Source organism: Corynebacterium sp. HMSC061H03, assembly GCF_001838215.1.
GTDB classification, from domain to species: domain Bacteria; phylum Actinomycetota; class Actinomycetes; order Mycobacteriales; family Mycobacteriaceae; genus Corynebacterium; species Corynebacterium jeikeium_D.
Window position 1 is genome coordinate 40,405 of record NZ_KV836064.1, and the last position, 21,672, is coordinate 62,076.

The window sequence follows — 21,672 nt, forward strand, 5'->3', positions numbered from 1 at the left end:
GAATAACGCCTTGCACTCAAATCCCAGTGGAAAACAAGTCCCCCTCGTGGGGCTCTTCATTTGCCTACTGCCGCTGTTAATTTGCCATGCCACCTCCGACCCCCGCGGTCGGGCGTGTCGCCCATTTTCTCCGTGAGGCACGATCGGGAATAAACTTCCCTACGTGGTCATGCTCGCCTTACCATAGGCGCTATGTCCAACTTCGTACTGGTTCCCAACTGGGCCTGATACAACAATTGGCGCGAACGCCTTTGTTAAAGCAACCTCCGTATTAAAGCACGTCCGGGCTACGAATGTAAAATCACGATTCCAAAGTGCAACGTACATCACACCCATTACGGCACAATCTGCTTGACGACGGCTATTGCGCCGCCCCCACCCCCCGCTCCGTCTAGTGTCGGCTATGTACAGATACAAAAAATCCCGACTTCCGCTTACGCGGAGTCGGGATTCTTCTAAGACTTAAGTTAAAGCACTTCCCCTATGGGGAGAAGCCTTACTTAACGATCTTGGTAACGCGGCCAGCGCCGACGGTGCGGCCACCCTCGCGGATAGCGAAGCGCAAGCCCTCGTCCATTGCGACCGGCTGGATCAGCTTGACAGACATGTCAACGTTGTCGCCCGGCATGACCATCTCGACACCTTCCGGCAGGGAAACGACGCCGGTGACGTCGGTGGTGCGGAAGTAGAACTGCGGACGGTAGTTGTCGAAGAACGGGGTGTGACGGCCGCCCTCATCCTTGGACAGGATGTAGACGGAACCCTCGAACTCGGTGTGCGGGGTGTAAGCGCCCGGCTTAGCAACGATCTGACCGCGCTCGATGTCCTCACGCTTGGTACCGCGGAGCAGCAGACCACAGTTGTCGCCAGCCTCAGCGGAATCCAGCAGCTTGCGGAACATCTCGATACCGGTAACGGTGGTCTTCTGGGACTTCTCCTTGATGCCCAGAATCTCGACCTCGTCGTTAACGTTCAGAACGCCGCGCTCAACACGACCGGTAGCAACGGTGCCGCGACCGGTAATGGTGAAGATGTCCTCAATCGGCATCAGGAACGGCTTGTCGGTCTCGCGAACCGGATCCGGGATGTTCTCGTCGCAAGCTTCCATCAGCTCGACGATGGAGTTGACCCACTTCTCTTCGCCCTCAAGAGCCTTCAGAGCGGAGATGTGGACGATCGGAGCTTCCTCGTCGTAGTCCTGCTCAGCCAGCAGCTCGCGGACCTCCATCTCGACGAGCTCGATGATCTCTTCGTCGTCGACCATGTCGCACTTGTTCAGCGCAACGAGGATGTACGGAACGCCAACCTGGCGAGCCAGCAGAACGTGCTCGCGAGTCTGCGGCATCGGGCCGTCAGTAGCAGCGACAACCAGGATTGCGCCGTCCATCTGAGCAGCACCGGTAATCATGTTCTTGATGTAGTCGGCGTGGCCCGGGGCATCGACGTGAGCGTAGTGGCGCTTCTCCGTCTGGTACTCAACGTGGGAAACGTTGATGGTAATGCCACGTTCCTTCTCTTCCGGTGCCTTATCGATGGCATCGTAAGCGAACGACTCGTTCAGGTCCGGGAACTTGTCAGCCAGAACCTTGGTGATAGCGGCGGTAGTGGTGGTCTTACCGTGGTCAACGTGACCAATGGTACCGATGTTGACGTGCGGCTTCGTACGCTCGAACTTCGCCTTTGCCACTTTTAGTCCTCCTGGAGGTCTAGGTGGCCACGACTCTCGCAGCCACAATTTTGTGGTCACTCAATCCGCCTTCACAACATCAGAAGCCTTCAAGCTGTTCGCTTACGACTTCGGAACGTGCGCGCGCAAAAGAGCACTATTCTTTCACTGTGCCAGTTACTCGATACTAGGGCAGGATACTGGAGTTTTCCAAACCAGACCAACCCCCTAGTTAAGGGTGGGTAACGGCCAGCAACTCATATCGTCATTTACCTGCATAAATGCTAGATATTTGAGCTGCGATTTAAAATCGCCCAACGATATGAATTGCGAGCAGCTACCCCCTAGAGCTTCCCTGTGCTAACACACGCCAACAGTCTGACGATGTCTCAGCACAGTCAAAGCTAAAGGGAATCTATTAAAGCTGCAGACCCTCGCACTGCGTCCTCTAACGAGAGTGACAGTGCAGTGCGTGCAGGGATGGGGTCAGCTCTGATTGAGTGCCCCACCCTACCGGCGTGATTTAAGCGCCGGTACGAGCTGCAATGATCTCCTCGGCCACGGAGGACGGAACCTCAGCGTAGGAGTCGAAAATCATGGTGTAGTTAGCGCGACCCTGGGTCTTGGAGCGCAGGTCACCAACGTAGCCGAACATCTCGGACAGCGGAACCAGAGCCTTGACAGCCTTGACGCCGGTGCGGTCTTCCATGGAGTTGACCTGGCCACGACGGGAGTTGATGTCACCGATGACCTCGCCCATGTACTCTTCCGGAGTAATGACCTCAACGGCCATCATCGGCTCGAGCAGGACCGGCTTAGCCTTCTGAACAGCTTCCTTCATAGCCTGCTGACCAGCGATCTTGAAGGCCATTTCAGAGGAGTCAACTTCGTGGTAAGCACCATCGAGCAGGGTTGCCTTGATGTTCACCAGCGGGTAGCCAGCGAGGGTACCGTACTGCATTGCGTCCTGAATACCAGCGTCGACAGACGGGATGTATTCCTTCGGAACACGACCACCAGTGACCTCGTTGACAAACTTGTAAGTGGTGGACTCGCCCTCTTCCACCTCGTCAGTAGCCGGAGCGTAAGGCTCCAGAGCAATGATGACGCGGGCGAACTGACCCGAACCACCGGTCTGCTTCTTGTGGGTGTACTCGAACTTCTCGACCGGCTTGCGGATGGTCTCGCGGTAAGCAACCTGCGGGTTACCGATGTTTGCTTCGACCTTGAACTCGCGCTTCATGCGGTCAACCATGACGTCGAGGTGGAGCTCGCCCATACCGCCGATAACGGTCTGGCCGGTTTCCTCATCCAGGCGAACGGTGAAGGTCGGGTCCTCTTCAGCAAGACGCTGAATAGCGGTACTCAGCTTCTCCTGGTCAGCCTTGGACTTCGGCTCAATAGCAACGGAGATAACCGGATCCGGGAAGGACATGGACTCCAGAACGATTGGAGCATCCTGTGCACACAGGGTGTCACCGGTGGTGGTGTCCTTCAGACCAATGAAGGCGTAGATGTTACCTGCCACTGCCTCGTCAACAGGGTTCTCCTTGTTGGCGTGCATCTGGAACAGCTTACCGACGCGCTCCTTCTTGTCCTTGGTGGAGTTCAGGACCTGCTGGCCCGGCTCCACGCGACCGGAGTAAACGCGGACGAAGGCCAGCTTACCGAAGAACGGGTGAGCAGCAATCTTGAATGCAAGAGCAGAGAACGGCTCATCCTTAGACGGCTTACGAACCATATCGACGTCCTCGTCGCCCATCTGGTGGCCGTGCACCTCACCGATGTCCAGCGGATTCGGCAGGAAGTCAATGACAGCGTCGAGCAGCGGCTCAACACCCTTGTTCTTGTAAGCGGTACCACAGTAGACCGGGTAGACCTCAGAGTTCAGAACCATCTTGCGGATGGCGCCCTTAATCTCGTCCATGGTCAGCTCTTCGCCACCGAAGTACTTTTCCATGAGCTCCTCGTCGGACTCAGCGACGGTCTCAATGAGCTTCTCACGGTACTCGTTAGCCTTGTCGACCAGGTCAGCCGGAATCTCCTCGACCTGCGCAGGAGTGCCAATCTCGACCTTGCCCGGCCACATGAGGGCCTTCATCTCCAGCAGGTCAACAACGCCGTCGAAGTCATCCTCAGCGCCAATCGGCAGCTGCATAACCAACGGCTTAGCGCCCAGGCGGTCAACGATGGTGCCAACGGTGTAGTAGAAGTCAGCGCCCAGCTTGTCCATCTTGTTGACGAAGCAAATACGTGGGACATCGTACTTCTGAGCCTGACGCCAAACCTGCTCAGACTGCGGCTCGACACCTTCCTTACCGTCGAAGACTGCGACGGCACCGTCGAGCACACGCAAGGAACGCTCGACCTCAATGGTGAAGTCGACGTGACCCGGGGTATCGATGATGTTGATCTGGTTGTCGTTCCAGAAACAGGTCACAGCAGCGGAGGTAATGGTAATACCGCGCTCCTTCTCCTGCTCCATCCAGTCGGTTGTGGACGCACCATCGTGAGTCTCGCCGACCTTGCGGTTAATACCCGTGTAGTACAGGATGCGCTCGGTCGTAGTCGTCTTACCAGCATCGATGTGCGCCATGATGCCGATGTTGCGGACCTTGTGGAGGTCCTTCTTAACGGGAAGTGCACCTTCAGCCACTTGATTCCCCACTCGTTTCAAATCGGTTTGGCGGTGAGGCTCAATTACGGGATTGCAATTGGCCGTCAAATCCGCCGTCGGTCGGGTTTGCTTTATCTATAATGCCACCGTCTTGGCGCGAAGTCGCGCCGTGACGTACACCTTTTGCGTAAATTCTACGCAAGACATCGGGTGTAAGCGCCGGGCTGGCCCTATTTGAGTGACCCTTAAAGATCTGTGGACCGCGACCGACGCGCGCCGTTGACATACCGGCAGCTGCTTTACGACGGTGACCACTCGCGGCCCCCGTCGATAAGCGATTACCAGCGGTAGTGAGCGAATGCGCGGTTTGCTTCCGCCATCTTGTGAGTGTCCTCACGACGCTTGACGGATGCACCCATGCCGTTGGATGCATCGAGGATCTCGTTAGCGAGACGCTCGGTCATGGTGTTCTCACGGCGCTGACGGGAGAACATCAGCAGCCAGCGCAGTGCCAGCGTGGTGCCGCGGCCCGGGCGAACCTCGACCGGGACCTGGTAGGTGGCGCCACCAACGCGGCGGGAACGAACCTCAAGAGCCGGCTTGACGTTCTCGATTGCGCGCTTCAGAGTCAGCACCGGATCAGTACCGGTCTTCTCTTCGCACATCTCAAGTGCACCGTAGACGATGCGCTCTGCAGTCGACTTCTTACCGTCGATCAGAACCTTGTTGACCAGCTGCGACACCAGAGGGGAGCCGTAGACCGGGTCGTTGACGACAGGACGCTTCTGTACTGGGCCCTTACGTGGCATGGCTTACTTCTCCTTCTTTGCGCCGTAGCGGGAACGAGCCTGCTTGCGGTCCTTGACGCCCTGGGTGTCAAGGGAACCACGGACGATCTTGTAGCGGACACCCGGGAGGTCCTTAACACGACCACCGCGAACGAGCACCATGGAGTGCTCCTGCAGGTTGTGGCCCTCACCCGGAATGTAAGCCGAAACCTCGACACCGGAGGTCAGGCGAACACGAGCGACCTTACGAAGAGCCGAGTTCGGCTTCTTCGGGGTGGTGGTGTAAACACGGGTGCAAACGCCGCGGCGCTGAGGGGAACCCTTCAGAGCTGCGGTTGCAACCTTAGCCTTCTTGTCATGGCGGCCCTTGCGGACCAGCTGCTGAATAGTGGGCATGAAGCCTCTTTCTGTTTTCAATCCTCGCTGGACATTCTCACGACCGATGCCAACCGCAGCGGAGTAACCACCTTCCGTGTGAATGCATCACAAGAAAAGTTATTACTCATCCAGTGGTGAGCCCATCGGTTGAACGCAAGAAATGGAGGGATTTTGAACGTGCGAAACCCAGTCAGCCGCTCTCGCTGGCCTACTGGGTAATGTCTCAAGTTCCCAATTCTTTTCTGGGATCGTTGTATAACAGTACGCGAGCTGCGGGTTTAGTCCAAACAGCCTGGTAATGGCCTATAAATTTCAAGCACTTTGAGCGCTTGTGGGCTTGGTGATCAAATCTTTGGGTGTTCAGCACGGCGCGCCTCGCCCCAAAAGACGCAGACGTTACTATGCCGGTTTGAATCGATAACTCGGCCAATTCTGCCGTCCGTTCGGTTTGCCCATAGTACTGTCCTGCATCAGCGCTGGAGAAACTTAATCGCCATGTTCACCACAGGCGAATGCCTTCTTCATTGCCAGCAGTGTACTGGCAGCGTATAGGTGGGGACATGTCTAAGAAGGTTATTGTCATTGGCGGCCACGGCAAGGTGGCCCAAATCGCTACTCCCCTACTTATCGACGATGGCTACGAGGTCACGTCTGTTATTCGCAACCCCGACCAGGTTCCGGATATCGAGGCTCTCGGCACCACACCAGCCGTTTACGACATCGCCAGTCTCTCGACCGAACAGTTTGCGGACCTTCTCAGCGGGCACGACGCTGTGATTTGGTCCGCCGGCGCTGGTGGAGGTTCACCAGAACGGACGTACGCGATCGACCGCGACGCAGCTATTACTTCGATTGCCGCAGCCGAGCAGGCTGGCGTTAAGCGCTACGTGATGGTCTCTTACTTTGGTGCGGGCCACGACCATGGCGTTCCAGAGGATCACAGCTTCTTTGCCTATGCCGAGTCCAAGGCTGCAGCCGACGAAGCGCTGCGCGCTTCAAACCTGGAATGGACCATTCTCGGCCCGAGTGCGCTCACGCTCAACGAGGGCCAGGATTCCATCGACACCACGGCGGACAAGGCAGGCGAGGTCGCTCGTGCGACCGTTGCCAATGTCATCGCGCAGACCGTGTTCAACGAGGCTACCGTTGGTCGCATGATTAACTTCAACGAGGGCAACACCCCGATTGCAGAGGCTCTCAAGATGTAGAGGAGGGAGGCCGGGACGGACCCCCTAGCCCTCCCTCCCTTCCCTGCCCCTGCCTCTGTTCCTATCGCCTTTCTTCAGTCTCCAGCCGAGTTTTCCAGTTGGGTTGCCTCGACAAATAAAAAATCCTCCGGCACGACCGTGACGAACTAGCAATCCGCTAGTAAGCCACAACGGTGCCGGAGGATTTTTCCGGTTGCCACCTAACAGTTAGCGCACGAAGCCCCAACTGTCAGGCGAGGTGCTTTGCCAGACAGTGACCGAGGGAATTCTCCCGCTCCCCCAGCCACTGCCGCAAAGCTATTGGTTTTTACTCGAAGGTTCCGATGTCATCCAGCGGAACTGCGGAACCGACCTGGTCGATGCCGTAGGTGTCCTCGGCGCCGTAGAAGCCCTCACCGAAGGAAGCGAACGGAGCGGCTGCCTGGCGGGCAGCTTCCTCAGTCGGCTCAACCGTGATGTTGCGGTAGCGCGAGATACCCGTACCAGCCGGAATCAGCTTACCGATGATCACGTTCTCCTTCAGGCCGATGAGCTTATCCGAGCGCTTGTTGATAGCGGCGTCGGTAAGCACGCGCGTCGTCTCCTGGAAGGAGGCGGCGGACAGCCAGGACTCGGTGGCCAGCGATGCCTTGGTAATACCCATCAGCACGCGACGGCCCTCGATGACGCTGCCACCGGAGGCGACAATCTCGCGGTTCTTAGCCATGACCGTGGAGCGCTCGACCAGTGCACCTGGCAGCAGGTCGGAGTCACCTGGCTTAGACACAATCACGCGGCGCAGCATCTGGCTGACGATAACCTCGATGTGCTTGTCGTGAATGGCCACACCCTGATCACGGTAGACCGACTGGACTTCCTCGATGAGGTGGCGCTGGACGCCTCGGCGGCCCAGGACCTCGAGGACCTCGTGCGGATCGGCAGCGCCCTTGAGCAGCTGCTGCCCCTTGACCACATGGTCACCATCGCGGATGGCGCGACGACGGCCATCGACAGTGATTTCAGCCAGGCCCTGACGCTTGGACAGCTTGTCGTAAACGACCTCGTCCTCGCTGTTGGCATCCGGGATGAGGGTGAGCGTGTAGAAGTGCTCGTCCTCCTCCAGGCGCACGCGACCGTTTTCGCGGACCAGTGGAGCCTTGTTCTTCGGCACGCGGGCCTCGAACAGCTCCTGGACGCGCGGCAGACCACCGGTAATGTCGCCACCGACACCACCCTGGTGGAACGTACGCATGGTCAGCTGGGTACCCGGCTCACCAATGGACTGCGCAGCGACAATACCGACAGCCTCTCCGATGTCGACGAGCTTGCCGGTTGCCATCGAGCGACCGTAGCACTTGGCACAGACACCGGTTGCGGTGGAACAGGTCAGAACCGAGCGGACCTTGACTTCCTTGACACCGTGGCTGAGAGCCAGGGTGATGTGGTCGTCGTTCAGGTCGGTGTCAGCTGCGATAAGGACATTGCCCTCAGCGTCGGTGACATCGGCTGCCAGCACACGAGCAATCGCGGCGGTCTCGACATACTTCGCACGACGGATCTCGCCGGTCGGGTTGCCGGCTGCGTCCAGAACATCCTCGCCAATCTCGACAATGACACCATCGTGGGTACCACAGTCCTCTTCGCGAACGATGACGTCCTGTGCAACGTCAACCAGACGACGGGTCAGGTAACCCGAGTCAGCGGTACGAAGCGCGGTATCGGCCAGACCCTTACGGGAACCGTGCGAGTTGTTGAAGTACTCGAGAACCGACAGGCCTTCGCGGAAGGAGGTCTTAATCGGACGGGTGATGTATTCACCACGAGGGTTCGTAACCATACCCTTCATGCCGGCCAGCGAGTGAATCTGGCCCATGTTACCGGCCGCACCCGACTTCACGATCATCGGAATCGGGTTGTCATCCGGGTACAGAGCCTCGACCTTTTCACCGACCTCAGCCGTCGCGGCCTTCCACAGGTTAACCAGCGACTCGTGACGCTCAGCAGCCGAGAGCTTACCGCGGCGGAACTTCTTCTCCACCGTGGCGGCCTTCTCTTCGTAGCCGTTTAGGATCTCCCGCTTGTTCGGGAGAACCAGCACGTCAGACATAGCAATGGTGACACCAGAACGGGTAGCCCAGTAGAAACCAGCATCCTTGAGCTTGTCGACGGTCTGAGCGACCGTGATCATCGGGTACTTGGCAGCCAAGTCGTTGATGATCGCAGCCTGCGGCTTCTTAGCCATAACGCCTTCGACGTATGGGTAGTTCCACGGCAGCAGGTCGTTGAACATAACGCGGCCCAGCGTGGTCGAAGCCAGCCAAGTATCGCCCTTGTTCCAACCGTCTGGGAACTGCTCGGATTCAATCTCAGCCGGCGGACGCAGGTGGCTGATGCGCACCTTAATCGGACTCTGCAGGCCAATTGCACCGCGGTCGTAAGCCATGATGGCCTCGGCCGGGCTGGTGTAAATACCCTGCTCCGGTGCATCCTCGGTGGCATCCTGGTGGCCACCCGGCAGCTCCGGCTTCTCCAGCGTCAGGAAGTACAGGCCAGTGACCATATCCAGACGCGGCATAGCCAGCGGCTTACCGGAAGCCGGCGACAGAATGTTATTCGAGGACAGCATCAGGACGCGAGCCTCGGCCTGTGCTTCAGCGGACAGCGGCAGGTGGACTGCCATCTGGTCACCGTCGAAGTCGGCGTTGAAAGCCTCACAAGCCAGTGGGTGCAGCTGAATTGCCTTACCCTCAACCAGGACCGGCTCGAACGCCTGAATACCCAGGCGGTGCAGCGTAGGTGCACGGTTCAGCAGAACCGGGGGTCCGGTAATGACATCTTCGAGGACGTCCCAGACCTCTGGGCGCTGACGCTCAACCATGCGCTTTGCGCTCTTGATGTTCTGCGCGTAGCTCTTGGCCACGAGCTCCTTCATCACGAACGGCTTGAACAGCTCAAGTGCCATCAGCTTCGGCAGACCACACTGGTGCAGCTTCAGCTGCGGGCCGACGATAATAACCGAACGGCCGGAGTAGTCAACACGCTTACCCAGCAGGTTCTGACGGAAACGACCCTGCTTACCCTTGAGCAGGTCGCTCAGGGACTTCAGCGGGCGGTTACCCGGACCAGTGACCGGGCGGCCGCGACGCCCGTTGTCGAACAGTGCGTCAACGGATTCCTGAAGCATGCGCTTCTCGTTGTTGACGATGATCTCCGGAGCGCCGAGGTCGATCATGCGCTTCAGGCGGTTGTTGCGGTTGATGACACGACGGTAGAGGTCGTTCAAGTCCGAGGTCGCAAAGCGGCCACCGTCGAGCTGCACCATCGGGCGCAGCTCCGGCGGAATCACCGGGATGCAGTCGAGCACCATAGCGGCCGGGTCGTTGCCGGACTGCAGGAATGCAGTGACAACCTTCAGGCGCTTGAGGGCGCGCATCTTCTTCTGCCCCTTGCCGTCGCGAATAATCTCGCGCAGCTCCTCGGCCTCCTTGGCCAGGTCGAAGTTGCGGATCAGGGTCTGAATAGCCTCAGCACCCATACCACCGGTGAAGTAGTCCTCGTAGCGGTCGACGAGCTCGGTGTAAATACCCTCGTCGATAATCATCTGCTTCGGCTCGAGCTTGATGAAGGTGTTCCAAATCTCATCGAGACGATCCAGCTCGCGCTGGGCGCGCTCACGGATGTGGCGCATCTCGCGCTCGGCTGCAGACTGAACCTTCTTGCGGGCGTCAGCCTTGGCACCGGCTGCCTCGAGCTCAGCCAGATCCTCTTCCAGGGTCTGGGCGCGCTCGGCCAGCTCCTGGTCGCGGTCGTCCTCAACCAGCTTCTTGTCCACGAGCATGTCTGCTTCGAGGGTTTCCTGGTCGTTGTGGCGAGCCTCTTCATCCACAGAAGTGATGATGTTGGCAGCGAAGTAGATGATCTTTTCCAGATCCTTCGGAGCCAAATCGAGCAGGTAGCCGAGGCGGGACGGCACACCCTTGAAGTACCAGATGTGAGTGACCGGAGCGGCCAGCTCAATGTGGCCCATGCGCTCACGGCGAACCTTCGACTTGGTCACCTCAACGCCACAGCGTTCACAGATGATGCCCTTGAAGCGAACGCGCTTGTACTTACCACAAGCACACTCCCAGTCACGGGTCGGGCCAAAGATACGCTCACAGAAAAGGCCATCCTTTTCCGGCTTCAGCGTACGGTAGTTAATCGTCTCGGGCTTCTTGACCTCACCGCGAGACCAGCGGCGGATGTCGTCGGCGGTAGCGAGCCCAATCCGGAGCTCGTCAAAGTTGTTGACGTCGAGCACCTGTTTTCCCTTTCCCTCCGCATCGAAGTAATGCGGAAACCAAATTCTCTGCGGAGGTTTTTGTACGTTGTCGTCTGTGTTGGGTTATTCGCGAGTTAGGGCTTCCCGACCCTGATACTCACGCAATGTTTCGTCGTTAAGCGAGAAACTATGCGGAGTCAGCGTCAGAACGCTCGTCGCGGGACAGGTTAATGCCGAGGGAAGCGGTCGCGTGGTCGAGTTCCTCATCGTCGGAGGAGCCCAACTCAACCGGAACGCCGTCGGCCGAAAGGACCTCAACGTTCAGGCAGAGCGACTGCAGTTCCTTCAGAAGCACCTTGAACGACTCCGGAATACCCGGATCCGGAATGTTGTCGCCCTTCACGATTGCCTCGTAGACCTTGACGCGGCCAACCACGTCATCGGACTTGATAGTGAGCAGCTCCTGCAGGGTGTAGGCAGCGCCGTATGCCTGCATTGCCCACACCTCCATCTCACCGAAGCGCTGACCACCGAACTGAGCCTTACCACCCAGCGGCTGCTGGGTAATCATGGAGTACGGACCGGTGGAACGAGCGTGAATCTTCTCGTCGACCAGGTGGTGCAGCTTCAGCATGTACATGTAGCCCACCGAAACCGGGAACGGGAACTTCTCGCCAGAGCGGCCGTCGAACAGCGTGGCCTTACCGTCAGCGTTGACCAGCACCTCGCCGTCACGGTTCGGGCGGGACGACGCGAGCAGACCAGCGAGCTCCTCGTTCTCAGCACCGTCGAACACTGGGGTTGCAACCAGGGAGTCGGACGGAACGTCGTGCAGGTCGGCCGGAAGACGCTTAGCCCAATCCGGGTCGCCCTCAATGCTCCAGCCGGCCTTCGCCAGCCAGCCGAGGTGAACCTCGAGGACCTGGCCGATGTTCATACGACGCGGAACACCGTGGGTGTTCAGAATGATGTCGACCGGGGTGCCGTCCGGCAGGAACGGCATGTCCTCCTGCGGCAGGATCTTGCCGATAACACCCTTGTTACCGTGGCGACCTGCCATCTTGTCGCCGTCCTGGATCTTGCGCTTCTGCGCAACGTAGACGCGGACCATCTCGTTGACACCCGGTGCCAGGTCGTCATCGTCTTCACGGGAGAAGACGCGGACGCCGATGACCTTGCCGGACTCACCGTGCGGGACACGCATGGAGGTGTCACGGACCTCGCGGGACTTCTCGCCGAAGATAGCGCGCAGCAGGCGCTCCTCCGGAGTCAGCTCAGTCTCGCCCTTCGGCGTGGTCTTAGCGACCAGGATGTCACCGTCGCGAACGTCGGCACCGATGCGGACGATACCGCGGTCATCCAGATCCTTCAGCATCTCCTCGGATGCGTTCGGGATGTCACGGGTGATTTCCTCCGGACCCAGCTTGGTGTCGCGGGCATCAATCTCGTGCTCCTCGATGTGAATCGAGGTCAGGATGTCCTCCTCAACCATGCGCTGGTTCAGGATGATGGCGTCCTCGTAGTTGTGTCCTTCCCACGGCATGAATGCCACGAGCAGGTTCTTACCAAGTGCCATCTCACCGTTGTCGGTACCCGGACCGTCAGCGATGACCTGGCCGGCCTCAACACGCTGACCTTCGTCAACCAGAGGCTTCTGGTTGTAGCAGGTGCCCTGGTTGGTGCGTTCAAACTTGCGCAGCAGGTAGGTGTGGCGCTGGCCCTCATCATCCATGATGGTGATGAAGTCTGCCGACACGGTCTCGACCACACCGGTGGCCGAAGCGACAATGACATCGCCGGCGTCGTAAGCAGCACGCTGCTCCATACCAGTACCGACGAACGGAGCCTCCGAACGCAGCAGCGGCACAGCCTGGCGCTGCATGTTCGCACCCATCAGGGCACGGTTAGCGTCGTCGTGCTCGAGGAACGGAATCATGGCGGTAGCCACGGAGACCATCTGACGCGGGGAAACATCGAGGTAGTCGACCTCATCGGCGCGGACGGACTCGACGTCACCACCCTTCTTACGAACAGACAGGGTCTCCTGAACGAAGTGGCCGTTCTCGTCGATCGGGGTGTTGGCCTGCGCGACGACGTAGCGGTCTTCCTCATCAGCGGTGAGGTAGTCGACCTCGTCGGTGATGACACCATCGCGGACGCGACGGTACGGAGTCTCAATGAAACCGAACGGGTTCACGCGTGCGTAGCAGGACAGCGAACCAATCAGGCCAATGTTCGGACCCTCTGGGGTCTCAATTGGACACATGCGACCGTAGTGGGACGGGTGAACGTCTCGAACCTCAAGGCCAGCACGGTCACGGGTCAGACCACCCGGGCCCAGTGCGGACAGACGACGCTTGTGGGTCAGACCCGACAGCGAGTTGTTCTGGTCCATGAACTGGGACAGCTGGGAAGTACCGAAGAACTCACGGATAGCCGCGGAAACCGGGCGCACGTTAATCAGGGTGGTCGGCTGGATCGACTCCACGTCCTGAGTGGTCATGCGCTCACGAACCACGCGTTCCATGCGGGACAGACCCACGCGGACCTGGTTCTGAATCAGCTCGCCTACGGTACGCAGACGACGGTTACCGAAGTGGTCGATATCGTCGGTCTCAACCGGGATTTCGACGCCTTCCGGCGAGGTCATAACATTCTCGCCGTCGTGCAGACGCACGAGGTATTCGATGGTGGTAGCAATATCCTGCTCGGTCAGAACCATCTCGCCGGAGGCATCAGCGCCCAGGCCCAGCTTGCGGTTGACCTTGTAGCGACCGACCTTAGCCAGGTCGTAGCGCTTCGGTTTGAAGAAGTTGTTCTCCAGCAGAGCCAGCGCGGACTCGCGCGTCGGCGGCTCACCCGGGCGCTGCTTGCGGTAAATCTCCAGCAGGGCCTCGTCGGTGTTTGCAACACCGTCCTTCTCCAGGGTGGCCATCATGATCTCAGAGAAGCCGAAGCGCTCCTTGATCTCCTCGGTGGTCCAGCCGAAAGCCTTCAGCAGAACCGTGACCGGCTGGCGACGCTTACGGTCAATACGAACGCCGACGGTGTCCCGCTTGTCGACGTCGAACTCCAGCCACGCACCGCGCGACGGAATAATCTTCACCGAGTGCAGCGGGCGCTCGGTGGACTTGTCGATGGTCTCATCGAAGTAGACGCCCGGAGAGCGCACCAGCTGAGAAACAACGACACGCTCAGTTCCGTTGACGATGAACGTACCCTTGTCCGTCATCATCGGGAAGTCACCGATGAAGACGGTCTGGCTCTTAATCTCACCGGTCTCGCGGTTGGTGAACTCCGCGGTGACGTAGAGGGGAGCCGAGTAGTTGATGTCCTTATCCTTGGACTCATCCACGGTGTTCTTGACGGAGTCGAACCATGGGTCCGACAGCGTCAGGGACATCTTCTGGGAGTAGTCCTCGATCGGAGAGAGCTCTTCTAGAATATCTTCGAGACCGCTGGTAACCCGAGCGTCTTCTCCGAGCTCCTCCTGGCGACGAGCGCGCCACTCAGGCGTGCCAATGAGCCATGCGAAAGACTCACGCTGCAGGTCGAGCAGACCAGGAACCGCAATCGGCTCCTGAATCTTTGCAAACGAGTACCTCTTCGAAGCTCCGGGAATACCGGTTACTGCCTTGGTCTGGCGGGAGACTGCCAAGATGCGTCCTTCCAGCACCTCACGCGGTGGAGCACACCGGCAACCGGTGGTGCGCTCCGCCCGCTTGGTTTATACGCGATTCAAGTTGCAGGAATTATTTCTGTTGCGCACCGGGATACTTTGCGTCTAACCTTTGGTCACACACGAAAGTGATTCCCCCGCCACTTGGCCTCCAAGACCAGCCTTTAAAGGCGAGCCCCGAGCCCTAACGGCGGCGCCGCAGCAACTCCTTTAACAGCTAGATGCACGAAAAACGGTGCTACATAATAGCCCCGCGCTCCGAGCGCAAACTATAAAAGAGCTGGCGACAGATACACTAATTCCAGCGCAACGATTTAGCCTATATCAAAAACTGGCAGTTGTCTAGTACAACTTGACAAATCGGGCGTGTCGCATTCACCCGTTACCGATATAACGATGAGGCCTGGGCGCTATGGCCGTCGTAAAGCGTTACTCTGCTTTACGACGGGTCGAAGGACGCACGATGCCCACGATTGCGATGAATACCAGAATCGAACCGGACGCAATGAGGCCGATTGACCATGGCTCTAGAGCTGGGCGCTGGAAATTCTGTATTGCGCCAAAGAGAAGCTGATTGGAAAGGCCTTCGTCCATCTTGCCGTTGAAGCGCAGGTAGTCCATGATCGGCTCGCCGTCGCGGGTCTCCCACCAAAGGTGGATGTCCTCGGCCATATCGATCACCGAGCCAGACTTGGGCTCAACCCACAAATCACGCGTGCCCTGGTACTGGAGGAATCCGGACTTGTCATCCTGGGTTAGCTGAGAGACGTAAGAACGGTACTTCTGGGCGAGATTCGTCTTCTCAATGTCCTGACGGAAATGCAGGACACGGTTACCACCGCGCTCCTCTTCCCCGACAAACTTTGCCGGCAAGGAATCGTGGAGGAGATCATCAAAGATCAGGTATTCCTTTTCCTCCGTGTCGGCCGGGAGCTTCACCCAGTTCCCCTCGAAAGCCACTGACCGTGGAACGCCCGCCATGCGGTCGACAAGCGTCGCAGGAGCCAGCGCCTCGCCGGTGAGTCGGTCGATGGTCACTGTCCAGATATTGGCCTCGATAAGCTCCGTCAGCGGGTCGGTGCCGATAACCTCAGGGGGAAGCTCACGCATTTCAGTCACGCCGACGCGGAGCGAAACCTTGTCCGCATCCGCGGGTTCGATGAGCACGCCGTGAAGCTGTCGCTGCAGCGGCGAGTGCACTTCTTCCCGCTTGCCCTCTTCGTTAATCCTGGTGGATACGCCGTCTTCCGCCCGCAGGGTATACGACACCGGCGGCAGGTCAAGCGGCATTTTGGGATCAACATTGAGCACTTTGGGCAGCAAAATGCCAGCAGCAAGCAGTGCGGTGCCTAGACCCAACAGAAGGATAGACAAAATTCTCGGCCGTGAGAGCATGTTAGATACTTTACAGGCCAATAAGGGTAATCAAGACAATGAGTGGGCTGGTTTTTGCCTCAACTCCCTGTGACGGGTGAGATTAGTGAGGTTTTGCCCGGGTCAGGTGGGTTAGCAAAGGCCCCAGGAACAAAAGAACCGCCAACCCCGGGCACGAAGCCCAGAATTGGCGGTCAGAATTGGTAGCTTTAGGCCACTACCGGGGCCGAGGCAAGTAATTGAATTACTTGAGGGCAACCTTTGCGCCAGCCTCTTCCAGCTTAGCCTTAGCAGCCTCAGCGTCGTCCTTGGAAGCACCCTCCAGGATAGCCTTCGGAGCGGACTCAACCATCTCCTTAGCCTCCTTCAGGCCCAGGCCGGAGACGATCTCACGGACAGCCTTAATAACGCCGATCTTCTTAGCGCCAGCGTCCTCGAGGACGACGTCGAACTCGTCCTTCTCCTCAGCAGCAGCCTCGCCGCCAGCAGCGCCTGCAGCAGCAACTGCAACCGGAGCAGCAGCGGTAACGTCGAACTCTTCCTCGAAAGCCTTCTTGAACTCGGTGAGCTCAACGAGGGTCATTTCCTTGAAAGCCTCGAGCAGTTCCTCAGTGGTGTACTTAGCCATGGATATTCTCCTATGAGTGTGGTGCGGCCGCTCCCCTCAGAGATCCCTGGGGTCGAAGCCGTCAAAGTGATATTGAAAAGTTTTTCGCGTGATTTAGTTCGCGTAGATCGCGAGCCGCTCGGGATTACTTCTTTTCCTCGAGTGCCGCAGCAAGGCGGGCAACCGAGGAGGTCGGAGCGTCGAGCAGGCCAGCGACGTTCGCCAGAACGCCGTTGAAGGCACCAGCCAGCTTTGCCAGCGTGGTCTCACGGTTATCCATATCCGCAAGAGCCTCGAACTGTGCTGCATCCATTGCAGCACCGTCCATGTAGCCGCCCTTGATCACGAGGTTCTTGTTGTCACCGGCGAACTTCTTAATCGCCTTAGCCGCATCCACAGCCTCGCCCTTGATGAAGGCGACTGCAGTCGGGCCGTTCAGGTGCTCATCAAGACCCTCAATCCCTGCCTCGTCGGCAGCGATCTTGATCATGGTGTTCTTGGCGACGGAGTACTTAACATCAGCACCGAGGGCGCGACGCAGTTCCGTGATTTCCGCAACGGACAGGCCGCGGTACTCAGTCAGCACGATAGCGTTGGACTCTTCAACGTCCTGCTTCAGCGCTGCAACAGCTGCAATCTTCTCAGCATTTGCTGCCATGTGTACTCTCGCCTCCTTCCTGGTCTTTGCAATTTTCCGCTCGGCCAAGTGAAGGATTCTTTTGCGCAAATACAACAAACGCCCCAATCCTCGCACAAGGATGGGGCGCACAATTCTTTTGGCATGTTCCACTTCAACTCCGCCGACCCTAAGGTCAACAGGTGAAGTCAAACTGCGCAAGCGCTTCCAAGTCCTCCTGCGTGGGCCGCTCACTGTATTCCTACAATGAAACCTTCAATCCGCTTCTTTCAAAGCGAATGACCGACGGTCTTCGGTGAAACTTGAGTACCAACCTCCATCTTCCCAACTCGATGTTGGTACCGATTGGAAGCCGGTCAAACTTCGTGACGAAACTTTATACCAGACCCTGGCAATTAACCAAATCGCCTATCCAAACCGCGCCGCACCTGGCTCTCCGAAGCGGCCGAACTCCAGGTCCTTCTCACGTTGCTGGACAATCATCTCGAGCTCGGCAAAGTACGCATTCAGGTCGTCGTCGGCAAGCCAGAGCACTTGGTCGGCGTAGTCGAGCACCACGCGCACCATGTCGTCGGGATGTGCGTCCAATCTGGCGGCGTCGAGAATATCCACGGTGAGTGTCAGTGCCACGCGCACAACCGGCGGGATCTGCGATGCCAGGCACTGCTGCGCCACGACATTACGCAGCTCGACGGCCTCCATCCGCGCGATGATGCGCAACAGCCGCACGACCACGACCTGCGCCGCCCGAGCTTGTAGAGCTTCCTCCTCACTCATCCCCGGAAGCACCACAGAGTCCTGGATATTGCGGCGAAGGACCTCAGCTACGCGCTCGTCCTCCCCTAGCCCCGTCAGTACCTCGCCCAGCAGAGTCTGTCCCGCGATGCGCAGGCAGGGCATGTCATAGGCGTCGTCGCCCAACGAGTCGAGATACGAGATGAGCTGCGGTTCAATAATTCCGGAACCGTCGTCGAGCTGCGCCAGGCGATTAATCTCGCCGAGCGCCTCCAGCCCTTCTTCGGGTTCCAAAATTAACGTCATAGTCGCGATTTTAAGCAACAAACTTTGGCTGTGAGTCCATTTCGCCTGGATTAGTTGTTTGGATTAGCAATTCGCTTTACGACGTCTACCGCGCCCAAGCCCCCACCGCGCTATCGATACCCCTTATGCCAATGCAAAACCGCCACCTCACACACTCTGGAAAGTGCGCGCGGCGGCGGTTTTAAAGAGCTTTGCTCAGAGTCACTCTCGAGTGACTCGTGAAGAGCACACTCGCCTATCGGCTGATGCTGATTTAGGCGGTGTAGTCCTTGATCACGCTGGTGTCAACCGGGATGCCCGGGCCGTTGGTGGCGGAGACGGTGATCTTCTTCAGGTACTTACCCTTAGCAGCGGACGGCTTGAGGCGCATCAGCTCGTCGATAAGCGCACCGTAGTTCTCGGCCAGCTTCTCAGCGTCGAAGGAAGCCTTACCGATAACAGCCTGCAGGTTTGCAGCCTTGTCGACGCGGAAGGAAATCTTACCGCCCTTGATCTCGGTGACAGCCTTAGCGACATCCGGGGTAACGGTGCCGGTCTTCGGGTTCGGCATCAGACCACGCGGGCCGAGGATACGAGCCACGCGGCCAACCTTGGCCATCTGGTCCGGGGTAGCGATAGCAGCGTCGAAGTCGGTCCAGCCGCCCTGAATCTTCTCGATCAGCTCCTCGGAACCGACGAAGTCAGCGCCGGCCTCTTCAGCCTTGGTGGCGTTCTCGCCAGCAGCGAAGACGACAACGCGGACGGTCTTACCGGTGCCGTTCGGCAGGGAGACAGTGCCGCGAACCAGCTGGTCAGCCTTGCGCGGGTCAACGCCCAGGCGGATGGCGACGTCGATGGTGGCGTCGTAGTTCTTGGAGGAAGTCTCCTTGGCCAGGTTAGCGGCCTCGAGCGGAGAGTAGATGCGGCCGGCGTCGATCTTCTCGGCGGCGGCGCGGTATGCCTTAGAGTTCTTGCTCATGAAATGTCCAATCTCAATTAAGTGAAATGGTTGGATTGTGGTGTTTAGCGGGCCGAAGCTGGCCCTACCACTTGATGAAGGTGCAGCTAAAAGCTGATGGCTTTACTTAGCGCCCTCAACGGTGATGCCCATGGAACGAGCGGTACCGGCGATGATGCGTGCACCCATCTCGATGTCGTTGGCGTTCAGGTCCGGCTTCTTCAGCTCGGCGATTTCCTTGCACTGCTCCCAGGTCACGGAACCGACCTTGTCGGTGTGCGGAACGCCCGAGCCCTTCTGAATGCCAGCGGCCTTCAGCAGCAGCTTAGCTGCCGGCGGGGTCTTCAGAACGAAGGTGAAGGAGCGGTCTTCGTAGACGGAGATTTCAACCGGGACAACGTTGCCACGCTGGTTCTCAGTTGCTGCGTTGTAAGCCTTGCAGAACTCCATGATGTTGACACCATGGGCACCCAGTGCCGGACCAACCGGCGGAGCCGGGTTAGCCTGACCAGCCTGAATCTGCAGCTTAATAATCGCAGAAAGCTTCTTCTTCGGAGCCATCGGATTAACCTACTTCCTAGTTACCGGGGCACGCCGCCCCGATGAAAAGGCGACTCACCCCGTCCGGATGCCGACGCTTTACGACGACCTTGCGCCCTCGACCATCAAGGCCGCTGGCGCTGGTCATCGAGTTGGTGCCAGCCACCGGGGATACGAATTACTTGGCGCATCTGTGCTCAAGGCACAAAAATGCACGCCCGGCTACGTTACCGCAGCGTATGGCGTGCATCAAAATCCGTTACCGGATTGGTTGCGCGAGCGAGCTAGCTGGTGCCTTCCGCGGCGCTTGGCTTAGGGCTGTGCTTGCCGCCTGGCTCTGCGCCTGGCTTAAGGTCGGGCCTAGTTCAGCTTCTCAACCTCATCGATGCCCAGCTCGACCGGGGTCTCACGGCCGAAGATGGAAACCAGAGCCTTCATGCGGCCGGTGTCCGGGTCGATCTCGGAGATGGTCGCCGCCACGGATGCGAACGGACCGGACAGGATGGTGACGGACTCGCCGACCTCGTAGTCGATGGCGACGGCCTTCTTCTCCGTCTGCGGAGCCGCTGCGACGGCCAGCTCACCGTCGGCATTTGCAGCTTCCTCAGCGGCGTCCGCGGTGATGGTCTCCTTCGGCATGAGGAACTTAGCGACCTCACGGATCTTGACCTTGGACGGCTGGCCCTCGCTACCAACGAAGGAAGTAACACCCGGGGTGTCGCGGACGACGGACCAGGACGGATCATCCAGGCTCATACGGACCAGAACGTAGCCCGGCAGCAGCTTGCGCTTAACGATCTTCTTCTTGCCGTCGTCCTTGCGCTCTTCGACTTCCTCAACCGGAACGATGACCTCGTGGATCTGCTCATCGACACCCATGGTCTGGGCGCGCATTTCCAGGTTGGTCTTCACCTTGTTCTCGTAGCCGGAGTAGCACTGGATGATGTACCAGTCGCCCGGACGACGCTTGAGCTCACGCTGGAACTCGCGCAGGCGCTTACGGTACTCGGCATCTGCGTCAGCAGCTGCCTGTGCCTCAGCGTCAGCGGCAGTCTCCTCTGCCGGCGCTGCTTCTGCTGCAGCCGTGTCAGCTGCGGCTGTGTCGGCTGCGGCTGCGTCGGCTGCACCCTCGGCCGGAGCTTCTACCTGAGCCGGTGCGTCCTGCGCATCCTGCTCAGTTGCGGCAGCATCCGCGGACTGGGCCTCGGAGAAAATATTCTGACCATCATTCATGTCGTGCTAACCCCTCTTGTATCTACATCAACGGTTCGCGACATTGGCATCTTCGCCTAAAGAGTCTTAAGAGCCAATATGCCATCCGCAATCACTTCGCACAGCCAGACGCCAGCTGCGCTAACGAATAATCCCGCCGTCCGGAACTCGGAGGCGGGATGAAAAGCATCACTCAAACAGTATAACCGATTACTTGCCCAACACCGATCGAACACCCAGACCGGCCAGCGTGTCCACACCCCACACGAGAGCGATCATGGCAATCAGGAACAGAATCACGATGATGCTGTAGGTGACCATCTGGCGGCCGGTCGGCCAAATCACCTTGCGCAGCTCGTCAACAACCTGCTTGATGAAAACCAAAGGGTTACGAGTCGAAAGCTCGTTGGTCTCCTTCTCACGCGCAGGCTTCTTCGCCACGGTGGTCTGCGCGCCCGTCGCCTGGCGCTTACCGGACGGGCGAGCCGCCGCCTGGAAAGTCTGGTTTTCCTCAGACACGATGCTCCTTCGCTACTTCGTGCATATGAGACCTAAAGATACTGCACAGTGAAACTCAAACGTGAATTCTTCAAGGGCAAACTCCGGGGAAGTTCTCCGGAGCCAAGCCCCCACTGTGCAGAGCAAGTCTGGTTCAGTGCGTAAATTCTAGCCGATAATCCACACTATCGAAGAAATGCCCTTCGTGGGAACCGCAGGCTTCGAGATTCGATTCTGACAACCCCAAAGA

15 protein-coding genes are annotated in these 21,672 nt (G+C 58.6%); 1 reads left to right on the forward strand and 14 read right to left on the reverse strand.

What is annotated here, in order from left to right; all coding sequences use genetic code 11:
- Positions 1 to 496: 496 nt before the first annotated feature.
- From tuf to rpsL, 4 genes are all read right to left on the reverse strand, one after another.
- Complete coding sequence (gene tuf / locus HMPREF2787_RS04530; protein ID WP_016422054.1) at positions 497 to 1,687, reverse strand: elongation factor Tu; 1,191 nt, start codon at positions 1,685 to 1,687, stop codon at positions 497 to 499.
- Positions 1,688 to 2,189: 502 nt separating this feature from the next.
- Entirely contained in the window at positions 2,190 to 4,322 is a 2,133-nt protein-coding gene (fusA, locus tag HMPREF2787_RS04535; RefSeq protein WP_083326658.1) for an elongation factor G, read from the reverse strand.
- Positions 4,323 to 4,621: 299 nt separating this feature from the next.
- Positions 4,622 to 5,092, reverse strand: a complete 471-nt coding sequence (rpsG, locus tag HMPREF2787_RS04540; RefSeq protein ID WP_070858512.1) for a 30S ribosomal protein S7 — start codon at positions 5,090 to 5,092, stop codon at positions 4,622 to 4,624.
- A 3-nt stretch (positions 5,093 to 5,095) separates the two neighbouring features.
- Positions 5,096 to 5,467, reverse strand: a complete 372-nt coding sequence (gene rpsL, locus HMPREF2787_RS04545; protein ID WP_038627636.1) for a 30S ribosomal protein S12 — start codon at positions 5,465 to 5,467, stop codon at positions 5,096 to 5,098.
- A gap of 542 nt (positions 5,468 to 6,009) precedes the next feature.
- On the opposite strand from rpsL, the gene HMPREF2787_RS04550 reads away from it, so the two are divergent.
- Positions 6,010 to 6,657: an SDR family oxidoreductase gene (locus HMPREF2787_RS04550; RefSeq protein WP_070827567.1), complete on the forward strand. Its 648-nt coding sequence runs from the start codon at positions 6,010 to 6,012 to the stop codon at positions 6,655 to 6,657.
- 307 nt (positions 6,658 to 6,964) lie between these two features.
- Here the strand turns inward: HMPREF2787_RS04550 and HMPREF2787_RS04555 are convergent, their stop codons facing one another.
- The 10 genes from HMPREF2787_RS04555 to secE form a co-directional block, all read right to left on the reverse strand.
- Positions 6,965 to 10,936, reverse strand: coding sequence for a DNA-directed RNA polymerase subunit beta' (locus HMPREF2787_RS04555; RefSeq protein ID WP_070858513.1), 3,972 nt, complete (start codon positions 10,934 to 10,936; stop codon positions 6,965 to 6,967).
- 148 nt (positions 10,937 to 11,084) lie between these two features.
- The gene (locus tag HMPREF2787_RS04560) at positions 11,085 to 14,573 is read right to left on the reverse strand and encodes a DNA-directed RNA polymerase subunit beta (protein ID WP_042388391.1); all 3,489 of its coding nucleotides are present in this window, start codon (positions 14,571 to 14,573) and stop codon (positions 11,085 to 11,087) included.
- Between the two features lie 432 nt (positions 14,574 to 15,005).
- A complete protein-coding gene (locus HMPREF2787_RS04565; protein WP_246824196.1) occupies positions 15,006 to 15,950 on the reverse strand; it encodes a cell envelope lipid trafficking protein PgfA in 945 nt (314 codons plus the stop codon).
- Positions 15,951 to 16,194: 244 nt separating this feature from the next.
- Entirely contained in the window at positions 16,195 to 16,578 is a 384-nt protein-coding gene (gene rplL, locus HMPREF2787_RS04570) for a 50S ribosomal protein L7/L12 (protein ID WP_016422047.1), read from the reverse strand.
- A 124-nt stretch (positions 16,579 to 16,702) separates the two neighbouring features.
- Positions 16,703 to 17,215 (reverse strand): 50S ribosomal protein L10, encoded by a 513-nt coding sequence (rplJ, locus tag HMPREF2787_RS04575; RefSeq protein ID WP_016422046.1) that lies wholly within the window; start codon positions 17,213 to 17,215, stop codon positions 16,703 to 16,705.
- A gap of 387 nt (positions 17,216 to 17,602) precedes the next feature.
- The gene (locus HMPREF2787_RS04580) at positions 17,603 to 18,235 is read right to left on the reverse strand and encodes a hypothetical protein (RefSeq protein WP_069359387.1); all 633 of its coding nucleotides are present in this window, start codon (positions 18,233 to 18,235) and stop codon (positions 17,603 to 17,605) included.
- A 253-nt stretch (positions 18,236 to 18,488) separates the two neighbouring features.
- Entirely contained in the window at positions 18,489 to 19,193 is a 705-nt protein-coding gene (gene rplA, locus HMPREF2787_RS04585; protein WP_016422044.1) for a 50S ribosomal protein L1, read from the reverse strand.
- 102 nt (positions 19,194 to 19,295) lie between these two features.
- Positions 19,296 to 19,733, reverse strand: a complete 438-nt coding sequence (rplK, locus tag HMPREF2787_RS04590; RefSeq protein WP_070858514.1) for a 50S ribosomal protein L11 — start codon at positions 19,731 to 19,733, stop codon at positions 19,296 to 19,298.
- Between the two features lie 339 nt (positions 19,734 to 20,072).
- Complete coding sequence (gene nusG, locus HMPREF2787_RS04595; RefSeq protein WP_070603549.1) at positions 20,073 to 20,945, reverse strand: transcription termination/antitermination protein NusG; 873 nt, start codon at positions 20,943 to 20,945, stop codon at positions 20,073 to 20,075.
- 189 nt (positions 20,946 to 21,134) lie between these two features.
- Positions 21,135 to 21,443: a preprotein translocase subunit SecE gene (secE, locus tag HMPREF2787_RS04600; protein WP_016422041.1), complete on the reverse strand. Its 309-nt coding sequence runs from the start codon at positions 21,441 to 21,443 to the stop codon at positions 21,135 to 21,137.
- Between the last annotated feature and the right edge of the window lie 229 nt (positions 21,444 to 21,672).